Origin of the sequence: Gordonia sp. PvP123, assembly GCF_040547295.1 — a bacterium.
In the GTDB taxonomy this organism is placed as follows: Bacteria; Actinomycetota; Actinomycetes; order Mycobacteriales; family Mycobacteriaceae; genus Gordonia; species Gordonia terrae.
The window spans coordinates 419,121-443,830 of the sequence record NZ_JBEPPN010000001.1 but is presented as its reverse complement, the minus strand read 5'-3'; the positions used below and the strand labels follow the sequence as shown (position 1 = coordinate 443,830).

The window sequence follows — 24,710 nt, the reverse complement described above, 5'->3', positions numbered from 1 at the left end:
GGTAATCCGACCGCGCCACCCTAGACTCGACGTCGATGTGGCACATGCGAACTCGATGGACCCCGGCGGTGATCGTCGCGCTGTGTGCTGCCGTGACGGTGGCGACGGTCGGCTGTTCGGCCTCCGAGGACGACGGCCCGCGCCATGCCGCGGAACGTTTCCTCCAGGCCTACGCCGACCGTGAGGTCGGATCCGCGGCCGCGTTGACCGACGCGCCCGCCGCCGCCGAGTCCGCGATGGACGCGGCCTGGTCCGGTCTGGGTGCCGAGGCACTCGAGTCGCAGGCCGGCCGCGTCCGCGTCACCGGCGACACCGCCGAGGTCGACGTCGACTACCGCTGGGCGCTGCCGCGCGGTCGCGACTGGGCCTACGACGCCACCCTGCGGATGGGCCGGTCCGACACCGGGTGGGCGGTGCGCTGGGCGTCGACGAACATCCACCCGAAACTCGGTGCGGATCAACGACTCTCGCTCCAGGTCGTCGAGGCGCCGCGCGCCACGGTCAACGAGGCCGACGGCTCGGAGGTGATGGTCAACGGCAGCGTCGTCGGCATCAACTTCGATGCGTCCGCCGCCGCCGAACAGGGCGCGCCGATCGCGGAGTCGGTGACCGCTGCGGTGGCGGTGCTGCGTCGGTTCAGTCCGTCGCTCGACGAACAGACGATCACCGAACAGGTCACCGCGAACCGGCAGCAGTACCCGCTCGCCCGGCTTTCGCATGAGCAGTTCGACCGCCTGCGCGATCAGCTGGCGATCCCCGGTGTGGTGACGAACGAACAGGCCGAACTGGTCCCCGAGGACCCGCAATTCGCGCCCGCCCTGCTCACCGAGGTCAAGAAGGTCGTCGACTCCGAGGTGTCGGGTCGGGCGGGCTGGCGCGTGGTGACGGTCAATCCCAACGGGCTCGACGCCGACGTGCTCGCCGACCACGACCCGGATCCGGCGCCCGCGGTCTCGCTGAGCCTGTCGCGGACGGTGCAGAACGCGGCCCAGCGAGCGGTCAACGCCACCAATCGTTTCCAGATCGCGCTGGTGGCCGTGCAACCGTCCACCGGACGCATACTCGCGGTCGCGCAGAACCCCGCCGCCGACCGACAGGGCCCGATCGCCACGACCGGTCTGTACCCGCCCGGTTCGACGTTCAAGATGGTGACCGCCGCGGCTGCCATCAGCCACCGGATGGCCACCCCCGACACCCCCGTCGGATGTCCGGGCGCGATCCAGATCGGCCCACGACTGATCCCGAACTACGACGGCTTCTCGTTGGGGACCGTGTCGATGCTCCGGGCGTTCGCGCAGTCCTGCAACACCACGTTCGCCAAGCTCGCCAGTGAGATGGGGCCGTCGGACCTTGCGCATGCCGCGGCCGCGATGGGCATCGGACAGCAGTACGAGATCGCCGGCCTCGACGCGGTGTCCGGCTCGGTACCGATCGAGAACGAGCTCGTCGCCCGCAGCGAGGACGGCTTCGGGCAGGGCAAGGTGCTCGTGTCCCCGCTGGGCCTCGCGCTGGTGGCGGCAACAGTCGCCAACGGCACGAAGGCGCCGGTGCCCCAACTCATCCTGGACAAGCCCACCAAGGTCGAGGGCCCGAGGCCCACCATGGCGCCCGAGGTCTACGACCAGCTGCGTCCGATGATGCGTGCGGTCATCACGAGCGGAACCGCGTCGGTGATCGACGGTCAGGGAGCGGTCTTCGGCAAGACCGGTGAGGCGGAGTTCGCCGGCGGTTCGCATGCCTGGTTCGCCGGGTACCGCGGTGACATCGCCTTCGCGACCCTCGTCGTCGGTGGTGGTGACTCGAACAACGCGGTGGCCGTCACCCGGGATTTCTTCGGTGGTCTCGGACCGGGGTACGCGATTCGCTCGGCGTCCTGACCGGCAGGACCACGCGTCGACCGGCGTGTTCGATCACCTCGACGGGGTGATCGTAGGTGCGACTCAGTAGATCGACGGTCATCACCTCCGACGTCGGTCCGATCGCCAGCAACCGGCCGTCCTTCATCACTGCCACCCGGTCCGCGTAGGCGGCCGCGAGGGTCAGGTCGTGGACCACGAGCAGCACCGCGTTCCCCGCGTCGCGGTGAACCCGCAAGATGTCGAGGACCTGCTCCTGGTGGTGGATGTCGAGGGCGGCGGTCGGCTCGTCGAGCATCATCACCGGGGTGTCCTGGGCGAGTGCGCGTGCCAGGGATACGCGTGCCTGCTGGCCGCCGGAGAGCTGCCCGAACGGGCGGTCGGCGATGGCGCCGAGTTCGCACAGAGCCATCGCGTCGGCGATGACGGCGGGGGAGTTCGCGGCGCGCGGTGTCCGCAGCCACGGGTACCGGCCCATCGCGACGACCTGGGCCACGGTGAAGGGCGTGTCCACGCGGTTCAGCTGCGTGACCAGCGAGCGGTGTCGGGCGAGTTCGCGCATCGAGGTCGAGGTGACGTCCCGACCGTCGACCTCGATGTGTCCCCGCTGTGGTGCGCGGGTGCCCGACAGTGCCGACAGCAGCGTCGACTTGCCGCACCCGTTGGGGCCGACCAGCGCGACGAGTTCGCCCGGACCGACGTCGAGGGAGACCCCGCGGACCACCTCGCGCCCGCCCAGGACGACCGAGACGTCCCGGGCGTGGATACCGAGGACCGTGGTCGCCGGCTTGTCGGCGGTCACCATCCGGCACCCGCATGACGGCTTCGACGCAGCAGGATGAAGAAGACCGGACCGCCGATGAGGGACGTGAACATCCCCAGCGGGAGGTCGGCGTCACCCAGCATCGTCCGGGCGGCCAGGTCGGCGCCGGTGATGACCAGTGCTCCGCCGATGACGCTGGTCGGCAGCAGGATCGCGTGGCGCGGCCCGACGATGAGACGCATCACGTGCGGCACCACCAGGCCGACGAACGCGATGATCCCGGCGAAGGCCACTGCGGCGGCGGTCAGCACCGCGGTCAGGACGATCGCCTGTCGGCGGACGGCCTCCACGTTCACGCCGAGGGAGGCGGCCTGGATGTCACCGAGGGCCAGCAGGTCGAGCTTGTGCACGAGGAACAGACAGGCGGCGACACCGCCGATCACCAGTGGTGCCACGACCCAGATCTCGCTCCAGGTGCGGCCGGCGAGCGAGCCGAGCTGCCAGAAGATGATCTGCTCGCGAGCCGCGGTGGTGGCGACGAAGGTGAGGAACGCGATGATCCCCGCGGCGAACGCGTTGACCGCGATACCCGTGAGGACCAGCATGATCGCCGACGACGAACCGTCTCGGAGCGACAGCAGGTACACCGCCGCGGCCGTGATGAGGCCGAACACGAAAGCGGCCCCGGCGAGAGCCCAATTGCCCGCGGCGCCACCGACTCCGGCGGTGCCGCCGGCCAGCACGATCATCAGACAGGCGCCGACCGCGGCGCCTGAGGAGACGCCGATGATGCCCGGTTCGGCCAACGGATTCGCCAGCACCCCCTGGAGGAGGCAGCCCGCGGCGCCGAGTGCGGCACCGACGAACAGACCGAGCACGATGCGGGGGAATCGCACATTCCAGAGTGCGCCCTCGCCGTTCGGGTGTGACGGGAGTGGTCCCAGGTCGAGGTGGAAGTGGTGGGCGATGCTGCCGAGGACCTCGAGTGGCGGCACCGACACCTTGCCGGTACCGGCCGACACGATGACGAGAACGACGGTGGCGGCCAGCATCACCGCCACCACCGTGAGGTCGCGGACCCGGTGCGGTGTGCCGCCCGGGGGAGTGGCGACGGCCGACGAGGTCGTCGGCTCGGTCGTCGGCTCCGTCGTGGTCCGCGCGGGGTCGGTCATGCGTAGATCGACTTCGCGAGGGCGCCGAGCACCAGTCCGACCTCGGGTCCGAACGCCAGGATCTGACTCTCGTCCATCTGCACGACCCGTCCGTTGCGGCCGGCCTCGGTGTCGGCCACACCCGGCAGGGTCAGCACTCCCTCGGGCCCGCCGACGGTGGCGGCGCCCTGGGTCATCACGAGGATCACGTCCGGGTCGGCGGTGATCATGGCCTCGGCGCTGATCGCGGTGAACGCGCCGGTGAGATCGGCTGCCGCGCCGGCATCCCGGCCACCGAGCGCCTCGATCAGGTCGTCGGCGCCCGATCCGGGCCCGGCCAGCAGCAGCAGGTTGCGTCCGCGGATGTAGAGGAACGCCATCGTGGGGTCCCCGGACGGGTTCGGTACCAGTGCGCGCGCCTGCTCGATCTGGGCGTCGGTCCGCGCGACGAGCTTCTCGCCGGCGTCGGCGACGCCGACAGCGGCCGCCACCGAGCGGATCAGGGTGTCATTCGACTCCAGGTTGCGGGCGGCCGGGAACACGACGACCGCGACCCCGGAGTCGCGGATCTGGTCGACTGCGGCGGTCGGCACGGTGGACTCGCTGACCAGCAGGACGCTCGGGTCGAGTGCGAGAACCGATTCGGCGTTGAGACTGTGCCCGCGGTTGGTGACGACCGGGAGCGACCTCGCCGAGGGGAAGGCGGTGGACGTGTCACGCCCCACCACGCGAGACCCGAGTCCGAGGGCGTACACGATGTTGCCGAGGGTTCCGTTGATGTCGACGGCGATGATCCGGTCGGCGTCGTCGACGGTCACGTCGCCGTACCGCAGTGAGTCGACGGTCGCGGGCAGCCGGGGAGCAGGGTTCTCGACGACGGGAGTGACATCGGACTCCGCGAGCGTCGCGGTCTGCGGGCCGGTGCGCAGATGCGCACCCGGCGAGTGCCGGTCCTGCTCGATCGGGGTCACGAAGCATGCCGACAGGCTCAGTACGGCCAGCACCATCACGAGCGCCGCCCGCCACCCCCTGGTCCGCACTGCCTCACCTCCACCGTCGACCCCGATGGCCTCCCATCGGCTCCTCCCGGCGAGCTTAGTGGCGTTCGGTCCGGAGTCCGCCCACGGGCCTCGCCGCGGCGGGCAGGGATAGTCTGGACCGCATGCCAGTTCGTAGTGCCCTCACGCCTGGGATCGTGTCGCCCGTCCGGTCCGTGCCCGACTCCATCGAACGTCCCGAGTACGTGTGGAAGCCCACGGTCAACGAGGGCCACGAGCCCTGGGTGCAGACCGCCGAGACCATCGAGAAGATGCGCATCGCGAGCAAGATCGCGGCCAACGCACTCGCCGAGGCGGGCCGGGCCGTCGCCCCGGGTGTGACCACCGACGAGCTCGACGCGATCGCGCACGAGTACATGATCGACCACGGCGCATACCCATCGACGCTGGGCTACAAGGACTTTCCGAAGTCGTGCTGCACGTCGCTCAACGAGGTGATCTGCCACGGCATCCCGGATTCGACGGTGATCGAGGACGGGGACATCGTCAACATCGACGTCACCGCCTACATCCACGGCGTGCACGGCGACACCAACGCGACGTTCCTCGCCGGTGACGTCGATCAGGAGGCTGTCGACCTCGTCGACCGGACCCGGATCGCCACCGAGCGGGCCATCAAGGCCGTCAAGCCGGGCCGCGAACTGAATGTCGTCGGTCGTGTCATCGAGTCCTACGCGAACCGCTTCGGCTACACGGTCGTGCGCGATTTCACCGGCCACGGCATCGGTGAGACCTTTCACAACGGGCTGATCGTGCTGCACTACGACGAACCGAATGTCGACACGGTCCTCGAACCCGGGATGGTGTTCACGATCGAGCCGATGATCAACCTCGGCGCGCTGCCGTGGGAGATGTGGGACGACGGCTGGACCGTGGTGACCGCCGACCGCCGGTGGACTGCCCAGTTCGAGCACACGCTCGTCGTCACCGACGACGGCGCCGAGATCCTCACCGTGCCAGACAACTGATACGGGCCAGACAACTGATACAGGCCAAAACAACTGAATCGGGCCGGACAACCGAGTTCGGGCCCGACGACTGAGGGTCAGGCGGGGAACCGGACGGGTTGCGGTTCGCTGCTCGTCGTGGTGGTCCCGTTGCCGAGCTGCCCCTTCCCATTGAGGCCCCAGCAGTACATCTCGTCGTCGGCGACGGCGCACACGTTCGCCGAACCGGTGGTGACCTCGGTGACCCCGGACAGTCCGTTGACCCGGTCGGGGCTCTTGTCTGGCTGGTCGCTGCGCGAACCCCAGCAGTAGGCGGAGCTGCCTGCCGCGGCGCAGCCGCCGTAGGCCGCGGTCGACACCTCGGTGGCACCCCGGACGTCGATCCGGGTGGGCGTGCGCCGGTTCTGCTCGGTTCCGTCGCCGAGCTGACCGCTGGTGTTCTGTCCCCAGCAGAACACGCCACCGGAGCCGGCCACCGCGCACGTCGAGTACAGGCTCGTACTGATCGACGTGGGCGTGTCGAGTCCGAGAACGCGGGTCGGGGTCAGTCGGTCGATGGTGGTGCCGTCGCCGATCTGGCCCTCCCGGTTGTTCCCCCAGCAGTACGCGGAGCCGCCGGCGATCGCGCAACTCGTGGTGTGCGAGGTGGAGACGGCGGTGACGTTCGACAGGCCGGCGACACGGGTGGGCTCTTCCACCGACCCGGTGCTGCCGTTGCCGACCTGTCCGCTCGCGTTGTTGCGCCAGCAGTAGGCGCCGCCGTCGCTGATCGCGCAGATGGTCAAGCCGACCGACACCGCTGTCACCCGGGACAGACCGGCCACCTTCGTGGGGAGCGGTACGTTCTGCCCCGGTTGGCCGACCCCGTATCCCCAGCAGTACAGGTCGCCCGAACTGATCGCGCACGTCGTGCCGAGGCCGCCCATGCTGACCGCCGACACGTCGGAGATGCCGGTGATCGCGACGGGCCGCGGCCGGTCGGTCGTGGTTCCGTCGCCGAGAGTGCCGCGCTCGTTGCCGCCCCAGCAGTACAGCCGACTCTCGCGCACCGCGCACGTACTGTCGCCGCTGGAGGCGATGGACTCGAAAGTGCCGCCGCCCGAGGATGATCCGCCCGAGGTGCTGGGCCCGGTCGTCGACGATCCGGCGACCGTCGTCCCGGGTTCCGACTCCGATCCGCTGAGCGCGATGGCGGCTCCGACGACGCCGACGACGAGGACGAGGACGCCGAGAACCGCGGCGATGATCCATGCGGTGCGTGAGCCCGATCCCCGGGGTCCCGGGCCGTGCCCCTGGGGTCCGCCGGGGCCGGTCGGGTACCCGGGAGGGGGGCCGGGGGGTGGCCCGGCCGGACCGTACGCCGGGAACGGGGTGTACCGGCCGCCACCGGGTGGTGGCGGGTTGTGGGCGGGTGCCTGCTGGGTGGGCTGGTGCTGACCCGGCGACTGGTGGTGCGGGAACGACGGTGTGGGAGCCGGGGTGGTCGCGATCCATCCCTCGGGCATCATCGGAGACGGTTCCGGCCGCCTGGCGTGCGGACTCGTCGGAGCGGTCTCGACAGCCCGCGCCAGCGTCGCCGCGAACTCCGAGCACGACGAGAACCGGTCGGCCGGGTTCTTGGCGAGGGCACGTGCGAACACCGGGTCGAGATGGCCGAGATCGGACCGACGCTCGGAGATCCGCGGCGCGGGTGAGTTGACGTGGCCGGCGATCAACGCCATGGGGGTCTGTCCGGGGAAGGGCTGGGTTCCGGTGAGCAGTTGGAACATGGTGCAGGCGAGCGCGTACTGGTCCGACGCCGGGATCGCCGCGTCGCCGGTGAGGATCTCGGGCGCGGCATAGGCGAGAGTGCCGACGAACAGATTGGTCGCGGTCATCTTCGCGCCGTCCATCAGCCGCGCGATGCCGAAGTCGAGCACGGTGACGCGCGTGATCCGGCCATCGGGCCCGCGCGCGATCACGATGTTCGCGGGCTTGATGTCGCGGTGGATGACGCGTTGTGTGTGGGCGTAATCGAGGGCGTCGGCGACCTTGCCGGCGATCGTCACCACGTCCTCGATGGGCAGGACCGGTGCGGCGGTGAGGTCATCGCCCTCGAGATAGGTCATCGAGAACCACGGGCTCCCGTTCTCCACGCCATGCGTGTAGACGGTCACGATGCCGGGATGATCGAGTGCGGCCGCGGTGCGGGCTTCGTTGCGGAACCGCTCGGCGAAACTGGGGTCGGCGGGATTCGGTGAGATGATCTTGAGCGCCTCGCGCCGGCCCAGCGTCGGATGTTCGACGAGCCAGACCTGTCCCATGCCGCCGTGTCCGAGCAGCGAGAGAACGCGATACCCGGCGAACACGGATCCGGGCTTCACGACCTCCACGTCCGACGACCCCCCCGTTGCTCGACGACAGGCTGTCCACCTGTTCGTTGGGGTCACTGTATCCAGCGCTGCCGGTTCGCGAGGCGAACGGTGTGTCGTGTGAACGACGCCACTGGGGTCGGCGCCATCCGGCGGTGTGTCCCGGGACCACTACGCTGTTCGGGTGGACGGACTCGGTGGCGCGCTGCTCGTGGGTGGTACCAGCAGCGATGCCGGCAAGAGCCTGATCGTCGCCGGACTGTGCCGGGCGCTGAGCCGGACGGGCGTGCGTGTCGCGCCGTTCAAGGCGCAGAACATGTCGAACAACTCGGTGGTCACCCTCGACGGCGGCGAGATCGGGCGCGCGCAGGCGTTGCAGGCGTTCGCATGCGGGCTCGAACCGTCCACCCGGTTCAACCCCGTGCTGCTCAAACCGGGCAGTGACCGCCGCTCGCACGTCATCCTCCGGGGCCGGCCGGCCGGTGACGTCGGCGCCGCCGACTACCTGGCCTGGCGGGCGCGTCTGCGCGCCGTCGTCGCCGACGAATTGGCGGGTCTGCGTGCGGATTTCGACGTCGTCATCTGCGAGGGTGCGGGTTCGGTCGCCGAGATCAATCTGCGCGCCAACGACATCGCGAATCTCGGTCTCGCCCAGGCGGCACGTCTCCCCGTGCTGCTGGTGACCGACATCGACCGGGGCGGATCGCTGGCCCACCTGTTCGGGACCACCGCCGTTCTCGACGACGCCGATCAGGCGCTGATCGCGGGTTTCGTGATCAACAAGTTCCGCGGCGACCCGTCGATCCTCGAACCCGGGCTTCGCCAGGTCGAGGCGATCACCGGACGGCCGACGCTCGGCGTGGTGCCGTTCGCCGACGACCTGTGGCTCGACGCCGAGGACTCCCTCCCCGCGCCGGTCGGGCGCCGCGTCGGGCCGCCACGGTCGTTCACCGAGTCCGGCTCCACCCCGGGCGCCCGGTTACGGGTCGCGGCCATCCGCCTGCCGCGGATCTCGAACTCGACCGACGTCGAGGCGCTCGCCTGCGAACCGGGAGTCGACGTCACCTGGGTCGACGACCCGGCCGGGGTCGCGGCCGCCGACCTCGTGGTCGTGCCCGGCACCCGCGCCACCGTCGCCGATCTCGAGTGGGTGCGGGCGCGCGGCATCGGCGAGGCGCTGAGCGAACGCGCCGCTCACGGCCGTCCGATCGTCGCCGTCTGCGGCGGTTTCCAGATGCTCGGGCGCACGCTCGACGACCGGGTGGAATCCGGTCGCGGGCGGGTGCCGGGACTGGGGCTGTTCGACCTCGACATCGAGTTCCACACCGACAAGACCGTGCGGCAGGTCACCGGCACCGGGGGCGGCCCGATCAGCGGTTACGAGATCCATCACGGCCGCGTGGTCCGGTCGGCGGAGGACACCTGGATCGTCGACGACAGGTACGGACCGGAGGGTGCGGTCCGCGGAGCCGTGCGGGGTACGCACTGGCACGGACTGCTCGCGTGCAACGATTTCCGTCGCCGTCTGCTCGTCGACGTCGCCGCCGAGGCCGGGGTGCGCGGATTCCGTGTGGCACCGGACACCGACGTCGACGCCGAACGCCGACGGCAGGTCGACCAGATGGCCGACCTCGTCACCGACCACCTCGACCTCGACGCCGTGACGCGCCTCATCGAACAAGGGCCGCCACACAATCCGCCGATCATCCGGCACCACCTCGAAGCCTTCTAGGCGTTGCGGCCACCGTCGACGGGTGGTGCCGGCCGGGTTATCGTGGCCCAATGACTGAAGCCACGCAGGTGACCGTGAACGGCCTCACCTTCGACGTCCGGATCGGGGGACCGGAGACCGGTCCGTGGGTTCTGCTGCTGCACGGCTTCCCGGTGAACGGAAGCTGCTACGACCAGGTCCTCCCGCGCCTGCACGAGTCGGGTCTGCGCACCCTGGTGATCGATCAGCGCGGATACAGCCCGGGCGCGCGACCCGCCGAGGTGGACGACTACCGCCTCACCCACCTCGTCTCCGATGTGATCGGTGTGCTCGACGCGCTGGGCATCGGCTACGCGATCCTGGTCGGACACGACTGGGGTGGCATCGTCGCGTGGCACCTCGCCGGGAAGTATCCCGACCGGTTCACCGGACTCGTCGTCGGGAGCACCGGGCACCCGTCGGCCATGCGCGACGCGCTCGTCGGCAGCGATCAGCGTGAACGTTCGTCGTACATCCTCGATTTCGTCGCCGACGGGGCCGAGGAGAAGTTGCTCGCCGACGACGGGGCGGAGCTGCGGGCCGTCGGGATCACCGCGGACGAGCTCGCCCCTCTCCGGGAGCCGGGGGCGCTGACCGCGGCGCTGAACTGGTACCGCGCGAACTTCACCGGCGACATCAAGGCGACGATGGCATGCCCGCCCGTGGAGATCCCGACGACGCTGCTGTGGAGCGACGCCGACACCGCGCTGGGCCGCGAACAGGCGCAGGGTAGCGGCCGGTACGTCTACGGCGACTTCCGCTTCTGCGAACTCGCCGGCGTGGACCACTGGATCCCGCAGCACGCGGCTCCGGCCCTCGCCAGCGAGATCGCGCTGCGCTCAACGATCTTCTGAGCCGCCCGGCGATCGCCGCTCGGTCAGATCTGGAGCCCGAGCAGTGCGTTCTCGAGGACCTCGGGCATCGCCGGGTGGATCCAGTACTGCCCGCGCGCCAACTCGTGTGCGGTCTGTCCGAAGTGCATCGCCTGGATGACCGGCTGGATGACGGTCGGTGCCTGCGGGCCGATGAGATGCGCGCCCAGCAGCCTCCCGGTGCCCCGCTCGGCGATCAGCTTGCAGAATCCGGTGGTGTCCTCCATGGCCCAGCCGTAGGCGACGTCGCCATAGGCCTGCACCTTGACGGCGATGTCGAGGCCGGCGTCGAGGGCCTCTCCCTCGGTCAGGCCCACCGATGCGATCTGGGGGTGGGTGAACACCGCAGCCGGCACGAACCGGTGGTCGAACGCATCCAGATCGGCTGCGTCCCAGCCTTTCAGGAGATTGGCCTGAACGACCCGCTGCTCGTGGTTGGCGACGTGCTTGAGCTGGTAGGGCGAGCTGACGTCGCCGAGCGTCCACACGCCGCGCGCGGCGGTGCGCCCGTGCTGATCGCACCGCACCCGGCCCTCGTCGTCGAGTTCGATGCCGACGGAGTCGAGGTTGAGCCGGTCGCCGTTGGGCTGCCTCCCCGTCGCGACCAGGAGCACATCGGCCTCGATCGTCGTGCCGTCGGAAAGCTCCACTCGCACACCGCCGTCGGGCAGGTTCTCGGCGTCGGTGATCGTGGTCTCGAGCCGGACGTCCCACTTCTCCCGGGCGACCTCGGTGAAGCGGTTGGAGATGTCGGCGTCCTGCTTGCGCAGCAGTGCCGGTCCGCGCGCGATGATCGACACATGTGAGCCCAGTGCGCCGAAGACGTGCGCGAACTCGGCGGCGATGTAACCGCTCCCGGCGATGATCAGGCGTTCGGGCAGCTCGGGCAGACGCATGACGTCGTTGTTGGTGTAGTAGGTGACACCCGAGTCGGCGATGACGTCGGGGATGACCGCGCGCGACCCGGCGGCGAGCACCACCTCGGCGGCGAGGACCGTGTCGCCGTCTCGCGTGACCAGTCGATAGCGGCCGTCGTCGTCGCGTCCGTCGAACTCGACGTGGGAGTCGTACACGGTGATGTTCTCGCACCGGTCGACGCGATACTCCTTGCCGCCCTGCGACAGTGGATCGATGCGGCCGAACACGCGCTCGACGATCCCCGGCCAGTCGACCGAGTCCACCTTCGCGTGGACGCCCAGGCGGGCGCCGTGGGTGGCGATCTCGGCCACCTCGGAGGCGTAGACGAACATCTTGGTCGGGATGCAGCCCACGTTGAGGCAGGTGCCGCCGTAGACGCCCTCCTCGAAAATCGCGAGGGTCTTGTCCGCGAACCGGTCGTCGGGGATCGCGTTGCCGCTCCCGGAGCCGATGATGGCCAGGTCGACGACCTGTGTGGCGGTCATAGGGGGTTCTCGCTTTCGGTTGAGAGGACGGCGGACAACCAGTGATCGACCTCGCGATACGCGTGTTCACGAGCGTGCCGGACGGACAGGAATACGTCATGCCGGGCGTCGGGGATCGGCACCGCGGTCACCCGGCCGCCGAGACAGCCGCTCCAGCGGGCGATGTGGGTGACGTCGAGGACGGCGTCGGCGTGATCGGTGGACGCGGAGTAGGTCCGGGCGAAATGCGTTTTGTCCGAACGTAACACGAGTGCAGGAACGCCGACGTCGATGCCGCGGTGCAGGCGCCGCTGCCCGGTGCGGACCGCGTCGAGGAACCCGAAGGTGACCGGGAAGCCGCCCAGCGGTTTCGCCGACAGGTCGTAGTTCCACTCGCCGTGGGCGCTGTCGTGCAGGCTCTCGCCGTAGGCCTGCGAGAGTTCCTTCGGGATCACCCTCGTCGGCGCGACGGCGGCGACCGCCTTGATGAGCATGGTCACCGGGAGCGTGCGCAGGATCGCATCGCCCTGCAGATCGAACCAGGGGGAGTTGAGCAGCAGCCCGTCGACCGCGGCGTGCAGGTCGGGCTCACGCTGCCGCAGCCGGTCGAGCCAGAGCGCGGTGATGAGACCGCCGGTCGAGTGGCCGGCCACCACGACCCGACAATCGGTGCCGACCTCGCCGAGGATGATCCGGAGCGAGGAGTTGAGCTCCTCGTCGTACATCGCGAGGTCGGTGGTGAAGTGTGGCGTGTGGTGCGCCTGGCGTGACCGTCCGCATTTGCGGAGATCCACGGCGTAGAACGCGTAACCGCGGTCGACGAAGAAGTCGGCGAGCGGCTCGTGGAAGAAGTAGTCGGTGAAGCCGTGGACGTAGAGCACCGCACCGCGTGCGGGTGACGTCTCGGCTCGGCGCACCAGGGTTGCGGTGACCGGCGACTCGCCGTCGGGGTCGGGGCCCAGCGGGAGCACGCGTTGCCGGTAGTCCTCGAGGAATCGGTCGGGCCGCCAGTCGGCGGCGTCGGATGCGCTCACGGCAGCCAGCATAGTGACAGGTCACCGACTGCTCAGGTGTCGTGCAGCACACAGTTGCGCAGGTCGATTCTGTCGGGGGACATGCCATGCTGGACAATGGCGGTTGAGAAGGATCGGGCGAGAAGTGCCCGGTAGAAGAAGTTGCCATCCGGGACGACGTGCCGCGACGAACTCAGGTCACAGTGTCCCACCAGGTGAAGTGGAGTCCAGGTGTCGAAAACGGAGATCACGACCGACGTCGCGTTGGTGGGTGCGGGAATCATGAGCGCCACCCTCGGTGCACTGCTCCGGCAGTTGCAGCCCGACTGGTCGATCAGCCTGTTCGAGCAGCTCGACGCGGCAGCCGCGGAGAGCAGCGACCCGTGGAACAACGCCGGCACCGGCCACTCGGCGCTCTGCGAGCTCAACTACACGCCGAAGACCGCCGACGGTGACGTCAACATCGACAAGGCGCTCACCATCAACGAGCAGTTCCAGGTCTCGCGCCAGTTCTGGGCCCATGCGGTCGACAACGGCATCCTCGGCGACCCGTCGGAGTTCATCAACCCGATCCCGCACGTCGCGTTCACGCACGGCGCGGAGGGGCAGAAGTACCTGCGCAAGCGTTACGACAATCTCGCCACGCAGACCTTGTTCGAGGGCATGGAGTACATCGACGACCCCGCCGAGTTCACCGCGCGGCTGCCGCTGATGTCGCAGGGGCGCGACTTCGCCGACCCGGTCGCATTGAACTGGTTCGATCAGGGCACCGATGTCGACTTCGGCGCGCTCACCCAGCAACTCCTCAACTACGTCGCACAGGGCGCCGACATCTACTTCGGCCACTCGGTCACCAACCTGTCCAAGCAGTCCGACGGCAGCTGGATCGTCAAGGTCCGCAACGGGCGGACCGGGGAGAAGCTGTCCGTGCACGCGAAGTTCGTCTTCGTCGGTGCCGGTGGTGGCGCACTGCATCTGCTGCAGAAGTCGGGGATCAAGGAGGCCAAGGGATTCGGCGGGTTCCCGGTGTCCGGCGAGTTCTTCCGCTGCACCAACCCCGATCTCGTCGCCGAGCACCACGCGAAGGTCTACGGACAGGCCGCCGTCGGTGCGCCGCCGATGTCGGTGCCCCACCTCGACACCCGGGTCATCAACCACAAGCCCGGCCTGCTGTTCGGTCCGTACGCCGGGTGGTCCCCGAAGTTCCTCAAGAGCGGCAAGATCACCGACCTGCCCGCGTCGATCAAGCCGGGCAACCTGCTCCCGATGGTGTCGATCGCACCGAAGGAGTTCGGACTCCTCAAGTACCTCATCAGCGAGCTCGCCGCCGGCCCCGCCGACCGGGTGAAGACGCTCTCGGAGTTCGTTCCCCGCGCGCTCGGCGCCGACTGGGAGCTCATCACCGCCGGCCAGCGCGTGCAGGTCATCCGCAAGACCGGCGTGGGTGGGCAGCTGGAGTTCGGCACCGCGGTCGTCGCCGCAGGCGACGGCACCATCGCCGGTCTGCTGGGTGCATCCCCCGGTGCCTCGACCGCCGTCCCGGCGATGATCTCGGTTCTCGAGCAGTGCTTCCCGAAGGAGTACGCGGGCTGGTCGTCGAAGCTGTCCGGGATCATCCCTTCCTTCGGCCAGAAGCTGAACGGCAACCGCGACCTGTACCGCCAGGTCTGGGACTGGACGAACAAGTCCCTGCAGCTGACCGAGCGGACCGAGACCCCGGCCGAGACGGGTCGGCTCGCCCCCGCCACCGCCGGCTGATCTCTCGCGAGATGAAGTCCGGTCGCGTTGTGTGCTAACCACGACACATGATCTCCGAACCGCGGGTGCATCGCGCCCTGGCCGATGACATCGACGCAGCCACGCTGTATCGGATACTGCGGCTGCGGGTCGAGGTCTTCGTCGTCGAGCAGGCGTGTCCGTACCCCGAACTCGACGGACGGGATCTGGAACCGACCACGCGACAGTTCTGGATCACCGACGAGAACGGGTCCGGCGAGGCGGGGTCGGTGCTGGCCACCCTGCGTCTGCTGGAGGAACCGCAGGCCGATGGCGGTCAGGTCTTCCGGATCGGGCGGGTGTGCACCGAGCGGAACCATCGGGGCCACGGTCTCGTGTCAACCCTCATGACCGCGGCGCTCGACGAGGTCGGGGACCGGCCGTGCCGGATCGAGGCACAGGCCTACCTGACCGACATGTACGGCAAGTTCGGCTTCGCCCGCGACGGCGAGGACTACCTCGAGGACGGGATACCCCACGTGTCGATGCTCCGCGCCGGGTCGCGATGACCCCCTACGGTGAACCTCCCGCCCCTGCCGGTCCACCTGCTGAGGTGCGGTACCCCTTCAGCGCCGTCGTCGGCCAGGAGCAGCTCAAACTCGCGCTGATCCTCTCGGCCATCTCGCCGGGCATCGGAGGTGTCCTGATCCGCGGCGAGAAGGGCACCGCGAAGTCGACGATCGTCCGTGGACTCGGCCCCTTGCTGAGTTCCCCCGGGGCGGCGGACGAGTCCGCCGGCCGCGTCGTGGAGCTGCCGATCGGCGCGACCGAGGACCGGGTGATCGGCTCCCTCGACCTCACCTCGGTGCTGCGGGACGGCCGCGCGGAGTTCACTCCCGGTCTGCTCGCCCGTGCGCACCGCGGGGTCCTCTACATCGACGAGGTCAATCTGCTCGCCGACCATCTCGTGGACGTGCTGCTCGATGCGGCGGCGAGCGGGCGGGTCACGATCGAGCGCGACGGCGTGTCGCACACGCAGGCCGCCGATTTCGTGCTCGTCGGCACCATGAACCCCGAGGAGGGCGAGCTCCGTCCGCAGTTGCTCGACCGGTTCGGGCTCGCCGTCGACGTGGCGGCCGGTCGCGAGGTCGACGAACGCGTGGAGGTGGTGCGCCGGCGGATGGCCTACGACGCCGATCCGGCATCGTTCGTCGCCGCCCACGCCGACGCCGAACACGAACTGACGCAACGCATTGCGACCGCGCGGGCCGCAGTGGGCGGCGTGAGCCTCCCGGACCGGGAGTTGCGGCGGATCGCCGGGATCTGTGCGCACCTCGACGTCGACGGCCTGCGCGGCGACATCGTCGTGGCGCGGACCGCGCTCGCGCACGCTGCCTGGCGCGGTGCCGACGTGGTCGAGGACGTCGATGTCCGCGCGGCTGTCGAGCTCGCGCTGCCACATCGCAGGCGCCGCAATCCCTTCGACGAATCCGGGCTCACCCAGGATCAGCTCGACGAGGCCATGTCGGCGGGCGACGAAGCAGCCGGACCCGAGACGCCCGACGACGACCCGGGACCACCCGAGACGCCACCGCCCGGTGGTGGAGGCGAGCCGCCGGCGGCACCCGAGGCCGGCACGGCACCCGATGCCGCACCCGAGGCCGCCGATGCACCCGACACCGACGACGCCCCGCAGCATGCACCCGGCCCCGCATTCGGCGCGGCGTCGGCCCCCACCGGTCGCCGGCTGAGGACCCTGCGCGTCGACGGCCTCGGCGACGGCGACCCGGGCCGCCGCTCGAAGGCCCGCAGCCGCCGCGGGCACACCACCCACGCCGTCGACTTCGACGCCGCCCGACCGGTCCACCTGTTCGGCACCGTCCTCGCCGCCGCCGGCCGGGCCGCCGGACGCGAGCAAGGGACCGGGCCCGGCAGTGTTCGGATCGCCGCCCCGGATCTGCGGTCCGCGCAGCGGATCGGTCAGGAGTCGAACCTGGTCGTGTTCGTGGTCGATCTCAGCGGTTCGATGACCGCCCGGCGGCGGCTGGCCGCGGTGTCCGAGCTGTGCGTGGAGATGCTGCGCGACTCCTACACCCGCCGCGACCGCGTCGCCGTCGTCGTCGCGCGGGGGTCCGCCGCGACACTCGCGGTGCCGCCCACGAAGTCGGTCGAGATCGCGGTGCGCCGACTGGAGGAGATCCGTACCGGTGGCCGGACGCCCCTCGGTGAGGGTCTGCAACTGGCGGCCGACGTCGTGCAGCGGTGTCGCCGCGCCGAACCCGACCGGCGGCCGCTGCTCGTGGTGCTCACCGACGGGCGGGCCACGTCCGGCCGTGACGCGTCGGGACGGAGCGCGATGACACGCGCACGGGAGGCCGCGGACGGCATCCGGCGGCGCGGCATCGGATCCGTGGTCGTCGACTGCGAGCAGGGAATGGTCCGGCTCGGGTTGGCCGGCGATCTCGCGGCCCACCTCGGCGCGAGCCTGATCCCCATGGACGAACTGTCGGCCACCGCCCTCACCGGACCGGCACCCGCACGCGGGGCGGCCTGACCCGCCACCGAACCGACCACTGACAGCGCGAGGAGAAGTCGAGTGCCCCAAGGAGTTCCGGTCAGCATCCCCGACGACGGGCTGACGACGCGACAGCGCCGCAATCAGCCTGTGCTCGCGGTGCACACCGGCGACGGCAAGGGCAAGTCGACCGCTGCCTTCGGCATGGCGATGCGCGCGTGGAACGCGGGCATGCGCGTCGCGGTGTTCCAGTTCGTCAAGAGCGCGAAGTGGAAGGTCGGGGAGGAGTCGACGATGCTCGCCCTCGATCGGGTCCACGCCGAGACCGGTGCCGGCGGTCCGGTCGAGTGGCACAAGATGGGCCAGGGCTGGTCGTGGCTGCGCGCCAACTCCGACCACGATGACGACCACGCCGCCGCCGCGCAGGCGGGGTGGGCCGAGATCGCCCGCCGTCTCGACGCAGGCGAACACGACTTCTACGTCCTCGACGAGTTCACCTACCCGCTGCACTGGGGATGGGTGGACACCACCGAGGTGGTCGAGACCCTCGCCCGACGTCCCGGACGCCAGCACGTGGTCATCACCGGCCGGCGCGCGCCGGCCGAACTCGTCGACGCCGCCGATCTGGTCACCGAGATGCGCAAGATCGCCCACCCGATGGACGCCGGCCGCAAGGGGCAGAAGGGGATCGAATGGTGACACCCACGGGGGCCACCACCGGGGCTCCAGCCGCCGGTTCGACGCCGGCCGTCGTGATCGCCGCGCCGTCGTCCGGCAGCGGCAAGACGACCGTGACCACCGGCCTCATCGGTGCCCTGCGGGCGGCCGGTCACCGGGTGGCGCCCTTCAAGGTCGGTCCGGACTACATCGATCCCGGGTACCACGCCGTCGCGGCCGGCCGGCCGGGGCGCAATCTCGACCCGAATCTGGTGGGCGCCGACCGTATCGCGCCGCTCTTCGCCCATGGCGCCGCGGGCGCCGACATCGCGGTCGTCGAGGGCGTGATGGGCCTGTTCGACGGCCGCATCGTCGACTCCGGCACCGCGGACGAGGACGGCTCCCTCGGTGTCGGGTCCACCGCGCACGTCGCGTCGATCATCGGCGCGCCGGTGATCCTCGTCGTGGACGCCGCGGGCCACAGCCAGTCGCTGGCCGCCGTGCTGCACGGATTCCTGTCCTACGACCCCTCGGTGTCGATCGCGGGCGTGATCCTGAACCGGGTCGGTTCGCCGCGTCACGAGATGGTGCTCAGGCAGGCGGCCGCGCGGGTGGGACTGCCGGTCCTCGGCGTGCTGCGCCGTCACCCGTCGCTGACGGTGCCCTCCCGCCACCTGGGCCTGATCCCGGCCGCCGAACGCAATGCCGATGCGGTCGCGGCGGTGGACGCGATGACCGAGCACCTGCGCGGTGCCCTCGATCTCCCGGCCATCGTCGCCGCCGCCCGCGGCCGGTCGACACCCGACGCGACGCCGTGGTCGGCGGCGGAAGCCGTTGCGCCCCATCGCCCCACTGATCCGACCGGGTCACCGGTGATCGCCGTCGCCGGGGGAGCGGCGTTCACCTTCGGCTACACCGAGCACGCCGAGATGCTGACGGCCGCCGGCGCGCACGTCGTCGTGTTCGACCCGCTCGTGGACCGGCTGCCGGCCGACGCGGCCGGTGTCGTGATCGGTGGTGGCTTCCCGGAGGAACACGCCGAGGCGCTGGCCGCCAACGAGGTGCTGCGCGCCGACCTCCGCGCGCATGCCGCCGCGGGCCGACCGATCCACGCCGAATGCGCGGGTCTGCTGTACCTGTGCGAGCAGCTCGACGGGCACCCGATGAGCGGCGTCCTCGACATCCCCGGCCACTTCGGCCCCACCCTGACACTCGGTTATCGCGACGCCGTCGCCGTGAGCGACTCGGTCCTGTTCCGGACCGGCGAACGCGTGACCGGCCACGAATTCCACCGCAGCGGGGTCGGGGACGGGGCGCTCGCACCCGCCTGGGCGTGGCGGGACACGGCCGGCCGGGCTTCGACGCACGGGGTGACGACCTCCTCGGTGCACGCCTCCTATCTGCACCTGCACCCCGCATCGATTCCGGAAGCGCTGTGCCGCTTCGTCTCTCGTGCCGCCGCGGTGTCCCCGGCGAGGTCGGCGTCGCGGGCCGGGAACACCGCCGGGATGTCCTGATGCTCGACCATCGGCTCCGGGAGACGCTCGACGCGTTGGCCGACCACGGCGCCGACGACCCGGCGCTGCTCCGGGAACTGCTGGAGGCGGTCCTCGTCGTCGGGCAGGGCGTCGAACTCGACCGGGCGCTGCAGCGCATCGTCGAGGTCGCAGCGGGGCTGGTCGATGCCCAGTACGGCGCCCTCGGCGTCCGCGGTCCCGACGGCGGCCTGAGTGAGTTCGTGCACATCGGGATCACCGATGCCCAGCGGGCCACCATGGGGCACCTCCCAGTCGGACGCGGGGTGCTGGGCCTGCTCATCGACGACCCCCGCCTGCACCGCATCCACGACCTCGGCGCCCACCCGACCTCGGTCGGCTTCCCGCCGAACCACCCGCCGATGCACACGTTCCTCGGGGCGCCGATCATGGTGCGCGGGGAGGTCTTCGGCAGTATCTACCTGACCGAGAAGCGGTCCGCGGAGGACTTCTCCGAGGTCGACGAGACCGTCGTCGCGGTGCTCGCGGTCGCCGCGGGGATCGCCGTCGACAATGCGGGCCTGTTCGAGCGGGCCCGCACCCGGCACCGCTGGATGCAGGTCCTCGCCCGGCGCGGGTCGGAGCCGCTCGCCGGAATCGCGCTGTCGGACACCATGTCCCGCATGTGTGCCGACGTCGCCGATCTGGTCGGCGCCGTCGACGTGTACCTGTTCACCGAGCTGGCCGGACAGGTGGAACTGCGTGGTCACACCGGTGACCCGGTCGAGGTCGACACCTTCATCGCGCCGGACGCCACGGCCCTGCGGGTGCAGCGAGCCGGTCAGATCGCCGACTCGCTCATCCGCCACGGCGCGCGCTGGACCTCGGTGCAGCCGCTCCAGCGCGCCTCGGGGGCGTTCGGGTGGATGCTCATCACCCACCGCAAACGGCCGTACTGGGACGACGAGGAGATCGCCGGTCTCGCGGGTGTCGCCGAAGTCGCCTCACTGGCGGTGGTCTACGCCGAGCAGCAGCAGATCGCCCGCGATCTGGAGGTCCTCGAAGACCGGCACCGGATCGCCCGCGACCTGCACGATCACGTCATCCAGCGACTCTTCGCGGTGGGGATGTCGGTCCAGACGCTGCTGGCCGGGACCACCGACCCGGCTGCCGCGACCGCGCGCCTCGAACAGATCATGACCGATCTGGACCGCACGATCGCGCAGATCCGGACTTCGATCTTCGACCTGCAGACGGCGTATGGACCCGATGCCGATCCGACACTGCGACGGCGGGTCCTCGACATCGTCGCCGAATTGTCCGGGCACGCATCCATCTCCCCGAGCGTGGAGTTCGACGGCCCGGTCGACACGGTGGTGCCGGATTCCCTCGGACCGCACATCGACGCGGTCCTGCGGGAGGGGTTGAGCAACGCGCTGCGGCACGCGCGGGCCGAGCACATCGAGGTCTCGGTGACCGCCGACGACGTGCTGACGGTCGAGATCAGCGACGACGGCATCGGCATCGGCGCCGACGTGACCTATCGCGGACTGGAGAACCTGACGCGGCGGGCCGAGGACTGCGACGGGACGTTCAGCGTCTTCACACGCACGGACGGGACGACGCTCACCTGGTCCGTACCTCTCCTGGGATAGCTCGCTTCCCGGCTCAGTCCCTGCCGTCGCGGAGCTTGGTCGCCATCACCGCGACCTGGGTGCGTCGCTGCATGTCCAGCTTGCCGAGGATGCGCGACACATAGTTCTTGATCGTCTTCTCCGCCAAGAACATCCGCTCGGCGATCTGGCGGTTGGTCAGCCCCTCGCCGATGAGTGCGAACACCTCGCGCTCCTGGTGGGTCAGCTCGGCGAGCGGGTCCTTCTCGGTCTGCTTGCCGTCGCGCAACTTGGCCAGCAGCGCCGCCGTCGACCGATCGTCGAGCAGCGAGCCGCCCCGGCCGACGGTCCGGACGGCGGCGACCAGGTTGTGGCCCAGGATCTGTTTGAGGACGAAACCCGACGCTCCGGCGAGAACCGCGGCGAGCAGCGCGTCGTCGTCGGCATAGCTCGTCAGCATCAGACATTGGATCCCGGGTTCGGCGGCACGGACGTCCCGGCACAGCTCCACCCCGCTGCCGTCGGGCAGGCGGACGTCGAGGACGGCGACGTCGGGCCTGGTCGCCAGGATGCCGACGAGGGCCTCGCCGACCGACGCCGCCTCACCGACCACCTCGATGTCGCCCGCGGTCCCGAGAAGGTCCCGCAGGCCGCGCCGGACGAGTTCGTGGTCGTCGACGAGGTAGGCGCGTACGGGGGTCGGTGACGCGGTCGGATCGGCGGTGGGCGAATCCGTCGTGACAGGGGCCATGGGTCTGAAAGTACCGGATGTCCGGCTCCGCCAACTCGCGACGTCGGACCCCATCCAGGCGGGACTTTTGCCTCACGAACACCACCCGTCCCGTCGCGCAGAGTGAACGGTACGACCCCCGGCCCGCGACCAGGAGAGCATGTGACAACCCTCATCGGACCCCCCGACACCGACCTCGGCAACCCCGGCATGACCGGCTCGGACCTGCTGCGCGAACTGCTGCCGGTGTGCGAGACCGAAGTCGAACGGCACATGAAGATGACCCGGGACTGGCACCCGCACGACTACGTGCCCTGGGACGACGGACGCAACTTCGCGGCCCTGGGCGGACACGACTGGGATCCGTCGCAATCCCGGCTCTCCGATGTCGCCAAGGCCGCGATGATCACCAACCTGCTGACCGAGGACAACCTGCCGTCGTATCACCGGGTGATCGCCGACAACTTCACCCTCGACGACGCCTGGGGCTGGTGGGTGGGCCGCTGGACCGCCGAGGAGAACCGCCACTCGATCGTCATGCGGGACTACCTGGTGGTGACCCGCGGCGTCGACCCGGTCGAACTCGAAGAGATCCGGATGGCGCACATGACGTCCGGGTTCAACCCGCTGCCCGACGACGACGGCCAGCGCGACCACAGTTTCGACATGCTCTTCGCGGTCGCCTACGTCAGCTTTCAGGAACTGGCCACCCGGGTGTCGCATCGCAACACCGGAAAGGCGTGCGGTGACCCGATCGCCGACCGCATGCTGCAACGTGTCGCGGCCGACGAGAACCTGCACATGCTCTTCTACCGCAACATCGTCGCGGGTGCCCTCGACCTCGTTCCCGATCAGACCATGGCGGCCATCCACGCGATCGTGACGAACTTCCAGATGCCCGGCGCGACCATGCCGAACTTCCGGCGCAACGCGGTGCTGATCGCCAAGGGCGGCATCTACGATCTGCCGCAACACATGTCGGATGTCGTCATGCCGGTCCTGCGCAAGTGGCGGATCTTCGAGCGCGACGACTTCGGCCCGATCGGCGAGCACTACCGCGAACTGCTCGCGCAGTTCCTGGAACAGATGGACATCAAGGTGCGCAAGTTCGAGGAGTCGCGCGAGCGCGCACTGGAACGACAGCGCGCACGCGAGCAACGGACACAGTGACCGGCATGACAGTGATCGACCCGACCATGACCGACCCGACGATGACCGACCCCGGGTCCTCGGCCACCACACCCGCCGGGTTCACCACCGCGATCGCCATGGCCGAGGCCGCCGCGGATCGCAACCCGTTGTGGTGGAACGAGATCCGGGTGAACGCCGACGACTCGCTGGATGCCGCGTTCTGCACCTCGACCCTGCTCGGCGTGCTCCTGCAGTCCGCAGCCCATCGCCTCGGGGTCCCGGCGGCCGACGTGTGGGCGCACATCCGCTCCACGGGTGAGGTGCCGCTCTGACCCGGCCGTCCCGGTAGTGTCAGCTCCCATGTCCGAGCCTGACTCCGCCCTGTCGAGTGTCCCGGGGTCGAATGTCCCGGGGTCGAATGTCCCAGGACCCCCGCACGTCCCCGGGCCCGACGCCTTCCCCTCCGGCGAGGGGCACTACCTGGTCGGCCTCGACCTCCGCGGACGGAAGGTCGTCGTGGTGGGTGGTGGGTCCGTCGCCCAGCGGCGCCTGCCCAACCTCGTGGCGGCCGGCGCCGACGTCCACGTCGTCGCGCTCGACCCGACGCCCGCCGTCGAGTCCTTCACCGGCATCACCGTCACCCAGCGTCGCTACGTCGACGGGGACCTCGAGGGTGCCTGGTACGCGATGGCCTGCACCGACGACCCGGCCGTCAACGAGGCGGTGGTCGCCGAGGCCGAGCGCAGGCACACGTTCTGCGTGCGCGCCGACGACGCCCGCCACGGCACCGCGGTCACACCGGCGTCCGGGCGTCACCGCGACGTGCAGTTCGGCGTCCTCGCCGGCGGCGATCACAAACTGTCGGCCGCGCTCCGCGCCGCGATCAGCCGCGCGCTGGCGGAGGGCTCGCTCAGCGTCGACGACGCCGCACCACATGCCGCAGGCGTGGCCCTCGTCGGCGGCGGTCCGGGTGACCCCGACCTCATCACCGTCCGCGGGCAGCGGCTCCTCGCCGAGGCGGACGTCGTGGTCGCCGACCGGCTCGCGCCGCCCGAACTGCTCGCCGAGCTCGGCCCGCAGGTCGAGATCATCGACGCCGCGAAGGTGCCCTACGGCCGCGCGATGAAGCAGGAGGCCATCAACGACGTCCTGGTCGAGAAGGCCAAGGAGGGCAAGTTCGTGGTCCGTCTCAAGGGCGGCGACCCCTACGTGTACGGACGGGGCTTCGAGGAACTGCAGGCCTGCGTGGCCGCCGGCGTCCCGGTGACCGTGGTCCCGGGGATCAGCAGCTCGATCGCCGCACCGGCGTCGGCGGGCATCCCGGTCACGCACCGCGGCGTCACCCACGAGATCGTCATCGCCTCGGGGCACGTGCCACCCGGTCACCCCGACTCGCTGATCGACTGGTCGGCGATGGGCAGGCTGCGGGGCACCCTCGTCCTGATGATGGCCGTCGAACGCGTCGACGTCTTCGCCGACGCGCTGCTCGAGGGCGGCCGCCGACCCGACACCCCGGTCGCGATGATCGAGAACGGGTCGCTGCCGACCCAACGGCTGTTGCGTACCGATCTCGCCCACGCCGGCGAGGTCGCCGAGGCGGAGGGACTGCGCCCGCCCGCGATCGTGGTCATCGGCGACGTGGCCGCGTTCACCGAGGGCGCCTGACCGAACCGGCACCCGGCCGAACCGGCGTCCGACCGAATCAACGGGGATTGGCATGTCCCGGCCGT

General features: G+C 70.1%; 20 protein-coding genes. 13 read left to right on the top strand and 7 right to left on the bottom strand.

All coding sequences use genetic code 11. The features are described from left to right. Positions 1-35: 35 nt before the first annotated feature. Positions 36-1,877, top strand: coding sequence for a penicillin-binding transpeptidase domain-containing protein (locus ABIC25_RS02015; RefSeq protein ID WP_354559712.1), 1,842 nt, complete (start codon positions 36-38; stop codon positions 1,875-1,877). On the opposite strand, the gene ABIC25_RS02010 is transcribed toward ABIC25_RS02015, so the two are convergent. From ABIC25_RS02010 to ABIC25_RS02000, 3 genes are read right to left on the bottom strand one after another with little or no spacing between them, the layout of a single operon-like run. Continuing rightward, positions 1,819-2,661, bottom strand: coding sequence for a heme ABC transporter ATP-binding protein (locus ABIC25_RS02010; protein ID WP_004572266.1), 843 nt, complete (start codon positions 2,659-2,661; stop codon positions 1,819-1,821). The two genes, ABIC25_RS02015 and ABIC25_RS02010, sit on opposite strands and share 59 nt — an antisense overlap. Next, positions 2,655-3,791, bottom strand: coding sequence for a FecCD family ABC transporter permease (locus tag ABIC25_RS02005; protein WP_064571080.1), 1,137 nt, complete (start codon positions 3,789-3,791; stop codon positions 2,655-2,657). Before ABIC25_RS02005 ends, ABIC25_RS02010 begins: the two co-directional genes overlap by 7 nt. Next, a complete protein-coding gene (locus tag ABIC25_RS02000) occupies positions 3,788-4,810 on the bottom strand; it encodes a heme/hemin ABC transporter substrate-binding protein (protein ID WP_354559710.1) in 1,023 nt (340 codons plus the stop codon). Before ABIC25_RS02000 ends, ABIC25_RS02005 begins: the two co-directional genes overlap by 4 nt. 122 nt (positions 4,811-4,932) lie before the next feature. On the opposite strand from ABIC25_RS02000, the gene map reads away from it, so the two are divergent. Continuing rightward, positions 4,933-5,796: a type I methionyl aminopeptidase gene (gene map / locus ABIC25_RS01995; RefSeq protein WP_033203484.1), complete on the top strand. Its 864-nt coding sequence runs from the start codon at positions 4,933-4,935 to the stop codon at positions 5,794-5,796. A gap of 77 nt (positions 5,797-5,873) precedes the next feature. Here the strand turns inward: map and ABIC25_RS01990 are convergent, their stop codons facing one another. Next, positions 5,874-8,138 (bottom strand): protein kinase domain-containing protein, encoded by a 2,265-nt coding sequence (locus ABIC25_RS01990; protein WP_354559708.1) that lies wholly within the window; start codon positions 8,136-8,138, stop codon positions 5,874-5,876. A gap of 172 nt (positions 8,139-8,310) precedes the next feature. Between ABIC25_RS01990 and ABIC25_RS01985 the strand changes: the two genes are divergently transcribed. Continuing rightward, on the top strand, positions 8,311-9,858 hold the full coding sequence (locus ABIC25_RS01985; protein ID WP_354559706.1) for a cobyric acid synthase: 1,548 nt from the start codon (positions 8,311-8,313) through the stop codon (positions 9,856-9,858). A 68-nt stretch (positions 9,859-9,926) separates the two neighbouring features. Beyond that, the gene (locus tag ABIC25_RS01980) at positions 9,927-10,730 is read left to right on the top strand and encodes an alpha/beta fold hydrolase (RefSeq protein ID WP_064571096.1); all 804 of its coding nucleotides are present in this window, start codon (positions 9,927-9,929) and stop codon (positions 10,728-10,730) included. Positions 10,731-10,753: 23 nt separating this feature from the next. Here ABIC25_RS01980 and mtr read toward each other — a convergent pair whose 3' ends face one another. Both mtr and ABIC25_RS01970 read right to left on the bottom strand, forming a co-directional pair. Then, positions 10,754-12,151 (bottom strand): mycothione reductase, encoded by a 1,398-nt coding sequence (gene mtr / locus ABIC25_RS01975; RefSeq protein WP_354559705.1) that lies wholly within the window; start codon positions 12,149-12,151, stop codon positions 10,754-10,756. Next, complete coding sequence (locus ABIC25_RS01970; protein WP_354559703.1) at positions 12,148-13,176, bottom strand: alpha/beta hydrolase; 1,029 nt, start codon at positions 13,174-13,176, stop codon at positions 12,148-12,150. The genes mtr and ABIC25_RS01970 overlap by 4 nt, the downstream gene beginning before the upstream one ends. A 198-nt stretch (positions 13,177-13,374) precedes the next feature. Here ABIC25_RS01970 and mqo point away from each other — a divergent pair, with 198 nt between their 5' ends. The 6 genes from mqo to ABIC25_RS01940 are packed head-to-tail and all read left to right on the top strand — an operon-like array spanning position 13,375 to position 21,161. Beyond that, positions 13,375-14,901 carry a malate dehydrogenase (quinone) gene (gene mqo / locus ABIC25_RS01965; RefSeq protein ID WP_064571083.1) on the top strand — a complete coding sequence of 509 codons (1,527 nt, stop codon included), beginning with the start codon at positions 13,375-13,377 and terminating at the stop codon, positions 14,899-14,901. A gap of 47 nt (positions 14,902-14,948) precedes the next feature. Then, a complete protein-coding gene (locus tag ABIC25_RS01960) occupies positions 14,949-15,428 on the top strand; it encodes a GNAT family N-acetyltransferase (RefSeq protein WP_004572256.1) in 480 nt (159 codons plus the stop codon). Continuing rightward, entirely contained in the window at positions 15,425-17,413 is a 1,989-nt protein-coding gene (locus ABIC25_RS01955) for a VWA domain-containing protein (protein WP_354559702.1), read from the top strand. The genes ABIC25_RS01960 and ABIC25_RS01955 overlap by 4 nt, the downstream gene beginning before the upstream one ends. A gap of 42 nt (positions 17,414-17,455) precedes the next feature. Then, the gene (gene cobO / locus ABIC25_RS01950; RefSeq protein WP_064571085.1) at positions 17,456-18,073 is read left to right on the top strand and encodes a cob(I)yrinic acid a,c-diamide adenosyltransferase; all 618 of its coding nucleotides are present in this window, start codon (positions 17,456-17,458) and stop codon (positions 18,071-18,073) included. Continuing rightward, positions 18,067-19,548 carry a cobyrinic acid a,c-diamide synthase CobB gene (locus ABIC25_RS01945; RefSeq protein ID WP_354559700.1) on the top strand — a complete coding sequence of 494 codons (1,482 nt, stop codon included), beginning with the start codon at positions 18,067-18,069 and terminating at the stop codon, positions 19,546-19,548. Before cobO ends, ABIC25_RS01945 begins: the two co-directional genes overlap by 7 nt. After that, on the top strand, positions 19,548-21,161 hold the full coding sequence (locus tag ABIC25_RS01940; protein ID WP_354559699.1) for a GAF domain-containing sensor histidine kinase: 1,614 nt from the start codon (positions 19,548-19,550) through the stop codon (positions 21,159-21,161). Before ABIC25_RS01945 ends, ABIC25_RS01940 begins: the two co-directional genes overlap by 1 nt. Before the next feature lie 13 nt (positions 21,162-21,174). Here the strand turns inward: ABIC25_RS01940 and ABIC25_RS01935 are convergent, their stop codons facing one another. Beyond that, positions 21,175-21,870, bottom strand: a complete 696-nt coding sequence (locus ABIC25_RS01935; RefSeq protein ID WP_354559697.1) for a response regulator transcription factor — start codon at positions 21,868-21,870, stop codon at positions 21,175-21,177. A 141-nt stretch (positions 21,871-22,011) separates the two neighbouring features. On the opposite strand from ABIC25_RS01935, the gene ABIC25_RS01930 reads away from it, so the two are divergent. The 3 genes from ABIC25_RS01930 to cobA are packed head-to-tail and all read left to right on the top strand — an operon-like array spanning position 22,012 to position 24,645. Next, positions 22,012-23,019: an acyl-ACP desaturase gene (locus ABIC25_RS01930; protein WP_354559695.1), complete on the top strand. Its 1,008-nt coding sequence runs from the start codon at positions 22,012-22,014 to the stop codon at positions 23,017-23,019. Between the two features lie 26 nt (positions 23,020-23,045). After that, entirely contained in the window at positions 23,046-23,312 is a 267-nt protein-coding gene (locus ABIC25_RS01925; protein ID WP_231895979.1) for a hypothetical protein, read from the top strand. Between the two features lie 28 nt (positions 23,313-23,340). Continuing rightward, the gene (gene cobA / locus ABIC25_RS01920; RefSeq protein ID WP_248645284.1) at positions 23,341-24,645 is read left to right on the top strand and encodes a uroporphyrinogen-III C-methyltransferase; all 1,305 of its coding nucleotides are present in this window, start codon (positions 23,341-23,343) and stop codon (positions 24,643-24,645) included. Positions 24,646-24,710: the final 65 nt, after the last annotated feature.